A 2,723-nucleotide genomic window follows, 5' to 3' on the forward strand; every position below is an offset into this window, starting at 1 on the left:
CTAATTTGCCCGGTAAGCAATGCGCCACCGGGCAACGTTCAACACATTAAGCGCTGCGGCGCAGCATACCCTGTTTTTTCAGCCACACCAGCAGAATGGAGATAGCGGCAGGCGTGACGCCAGAGATGCGCGATGCCTGGCCGATCGAAACCGGCTTGTGATCGTTTAGCTTGGCAATCACTTCGTTCGACAGGCCAGATACCTGGCGGTAATCCAGCGTGGCAGGCAGCAGCGTGTTTTCATTGCGCAGCTGTTTTTCAATCTCATCCTGCTGACGAGCGATATAACCTTCGTACTTCACCTGGATTTCAACCTGCTCAGCAGACTGCGCGTCTTCCAGTGCGGGGGCAAACGGCGTCAGCCTCGTGAGCTGTGCATAGGTCATTTCCGGACGACGCAGCAGATCTTCACCACTGGCTTCACGAGACAGCGGCGCAGTAAGGTGAGCATTCACTTCGTTGGCCGATTCCGCCGCAGGCGTCACCCAGGTAGATTTCAGGCGCTGGCGTTCGCGTTCGATGTTCTCCAGCTTCTCGTTGAAGCGAGCCCAACGCACGTCATCCACCAGCCCCAGTTCACGCCCCATTTCGGTCAGACGCAGATCGGCGTTGTCTTCGCGCAGCATCAGACGGTATTCGGCACGCGAGGTGAACATGCGGTACGGTTCTTTGGTACCCAGCGTGCACAGGTCGTCGACCAGTACGCCGAGATAGGCCTGAGAACGCGCCGGTGCCCACCCTTCTTTGTCTGCGGACAGACGCGCGGCATTGAGCCCAGCAAGCAGGCCCTGGGCAGCAGCCTCTTCGTAGCCGGTGGTACCGTTAATTTGTCCGGCGAAGAACAGGCCCTGGATAAATTTGCTTTCCAGCGTCGGTTTCAGGTCGCGCGGGTCGAAAAAGTCATACTCAATGGCATAACCCGGACGGACGATTTTCGCGTTCTCCATCCCTTCCATTGAGCGGACAATCTGCATCTGCACGTCGAAAGGCAGGCTGGTGGAGATCCCGTTCGGGTAAATTTCATTTGAGGTAAGCCCTTCCGGCTCCAGGAAGATCTGGTGCTGGTTACGATCGGCAAAGCGCATCACTTTATCTTCGATCGACGGGCAGTAACGTGGTCCGATCCCTTCGATCACGCCTGCATACATCGGGCTACGATCGAGGTTATTACGGATCACGTCATGGGTTTTCTCGTTGGTATGTGTGATATAGCACGGCACCTGTTGTGGGTGCTGGGCAGCATTGCCCATGAACGAGAAGACCGGCATTGGGTTGTCGCCATGCTGCTGCGCCAGCACGCTGAAATTAATCGTGCGTGCATCGATACGCGGCGGGGTGCCGGTTTTAAGACGGCTTACGCGCAGCGGCAGTTCGCGCAGACGGCGAGAGAGCGGAATGGACGGCGGATCGCCAGCACGGCCACCGCTGTAATTATCCAGACCAATATGAATTTTGCCGTCAAGGAAAGTTCCAACGGTCAACACTACCGCTTTGGCGCGGAATTTCAGCCCCATCTGGGTCACTGCGCCAACGACACGATCGTTTTCAACAATCAGATCTTCAACCGCCTGCTGGAAGATCATCAGGTTGGGTTGGTTCTCCAGCGCGGTACGCACCGCCTGACGGTACAGCACACGATCCGCCTGAGCACGGGTAGCGCGAACCGCCGGTCCTTTGCTCGCGTTTAGTATCCTAAACTGGATACCTGCATGGTCGATTGCTTGTGCCATCAGCCCGCCGAGCGCATCCACTTCTTTTACCAGGTGTCCCTTCCCAATACCGCCAATCGCCGGGTTGCAGCTCATCTGCCCCAGCGTGTCGATATTGTGTGTCAAAAGCAGGGTTTGTTGACCCATACGCGCTGCGGCCATCGCGGCCTCAGTGCCTGCATGACCCCCGCCAATGATGATGACGTCAAAAGGATCCGGATAAAACATGGTAATTGCCTCGCATAACGCGGTGTGAAAATGGATTGAAGCCCGGGCGGTGGATTCTACTCAACTTTGTCGGCTTGAGAAAGACCCCGGGATCCTGGCTATTAAAAAGAAGATCTTTTTATTTAGAGATCTGTTCTATTGTGATCTCTTATTAGGATCGCCATTGGCTGTGGATAAGCCGGATCCCGGTATTAAGATCAATACCTTGGTAAGGATCATTAGCTGTGAATGATCGGTGATCCTGGTCCGTATAAGCTGGGATCAGAATGAAGGGTTATACACAACTCAAAAACTGAACAACGGTTATTCTTTGGATAACTACTGGTTGATCCAAGGTTCCTGACAGAGTTATCCACACTCGATCGCACGAACTTTACACTTATTTGAGTAAATTAATCCAGGATCCCAGCCAGGCTTCAGCCGGATCTTCCGGAATATCGTGTTCAAGGATGTTGATCTTCAGCGTTTCGCCGATCTGTCTGGCTCCGGAATGCTTCAGTTCAGCTTCGATCTTCTCGATAGCGCCACAGAAGGTGTCATATTCGCGACTGCCGATACCGATCGCGCCGAAACGAACCTGCGACAGATTTGGTTTTTGCGATTGAAGATCTTCATATAAAGGAACAAGGTTATCCGGAATGTCTCCCGCACCGTGCGTGGAGCTGATGACTAGCCAGATCCCGGAGGCAGAAAGATCCTCTAACAGCGGGCCGTGCAGGGTTTCAGTAGAAAAACCGGCATCTTCCAGCTTTTCAGCCAGGTGTTCTGCAACATATTCAGCGCCGCC

General features: G+C 54.2%; 2 protein-coding genes. Both read right to left on the reverse strand.

Going from position 1 to position 2,723, the window contains the following annotated elements; translation table 11 throughout:
• Nucleotides 1–46: 46 nt before the first annotated feature.
• Nucleotides 47–1,936, reverse strand: coding sequence for a tRNA uridine-5-carboxymethylaminomethyl(34) synthesis enzyme MnmG (mnmG, locus tag AB7E14_RS22560; protein WP_046401922.1), 1,890 nt, complete (start codon nt 1,934–1,936; stop codon nt 47–49).
• 379 nt (nt 1,937–2,315) lie between these two features.
• Nucleotides 2,316–2,723 (reverse strand): FMN-binding protein MioC (gene mioC / locus AB7E14_RS22565; RefSeq protein ID WP_428169994.1); only part of this gene is annotated, 408 nt, incomplete at its 5' end.

It is taken from the genome of Citrobacter sp. (assembly GCF_050252275.1).
Taxonomy (GTDB): Bacteria; Pseudomonadota; Gammaproteobacteria; order Enterobacterales; family Enterobacteriaceae; genus Citrobacter_A; species Citrobacter_A amalonaticus.